Below are 1076 nucleotides of genomic sequence, written 5' to 3'. Positions count from 1 at the left end.
AAGAGATTGATGGATGATGTGTTTAGGTAAAATTGGTTGCCGTTTAATCGGTAAAGCAAACTATCTGTTAACACATGGTTGCTTTCTGATGTGAGTTCCTTTGTCATTTTTGCTGAAACAGTCCAAGTGGATTTGATTTTTCTATTGTCTTGCACAGCTAAGGGCTGACCAACAGCTTGTAATGGATATGTTTTTTCATTGGCACTGATGGCTACATCGGTTCCAAATGAAACAGTTGTAGGAATGCTTGTAAAGGCCAGCTTACGCTTGTAAAATTCAATTTCAATTGTGTCATTTGTGATGGCTCGGTCACTGTTGTTAGGAAAAACTCCTGTTCCACCAGCTCTGATTTTCGCGTAAATGCTTCCAGTTTTGAGCATCTTTCCATCCTTGACATAGTCTTCAAGATTGATTGGGTTTCCTTGGTTATCTGAGTATTCTTCTAAGAAGTAGTGATGCGCCGGTACACGATCATCCTTTGCTAAATATTTCATTAATACTTCAGAAGTATTTAACATCCCCCATTCACTTATTTCTTCGATATCAATTTTTGTAGAAATCGACTTACTTTCTAGTTTGAGTTTACGTGTATTTGAATGGTAAAAATTTAAATGAGGAAATTTAAGTTTTAACTGAGCCACTGAATCCGTGGGTAAATAGTTACCACGAATATCTATATTCCCTTTCAAAGTAAGCTTTCCAATAGACTCTGGTAAACTAGTAAGTCGGTTACCAAAGAAACTTAAACGTATTAACGAACTAAGGTTTCCTATCGTTTCAGGTATGATTGTGAGTTGGTTACCACCTAGATCTAGATACCTCAATGTATTAAGATTTCCTACGCTATCTGGCAAACTAGTAAATTGATTGTCCATCAGTTGAAGATCTATTAACGAACCCAAGTTTCCTATAATATCTGGTAAAACCGTGAGTTGGTTGCCCGCCAGATTAAGACTCGTTAATGAACTTAAATTCTCTATCGTGTCCGGTAAAACCGTGAGTTGATTACTATTCGCATAAAGGTATGTTAACGAGCTAAGATTTCCTATCGTGTCCGGTAAAACTGTGAGTTGGTT

Annotated in this window: 1 protein-coding gene and 1 pseudogene; both read right to left on the bottom strand. The window is 37.0% G+C overall.

Translation table 11 applies throughout. The features are described 5' to 3' along the window. On the bottom strand, nt 1–875 hold an 875-nt coding region (locus BMW29_RS13790), incomplete at its 3' end, for a leucine-rich repeat domain-containing protein (protein ID WP_483867447.1). 30 nt (nt 876–905) lie between these two features. Next, nucleotides 906–1076: pseudogene (locus BMW29_RS14255) on the bottom strand (leucine-rich repeat domain-containing protein); the annotation flags it as partial.

Source organism: Isobaculum melis, from assembly GCF_900111355.1.
GTDB lineage: Bacteria > Bacillota > Bacilli > Lactobacillales > Carnobacteriaceae > Isobaculum > Isobaculum melis.
This window is presented reverse-complemented; position numbering and strand designations above follow the sequence as displayed.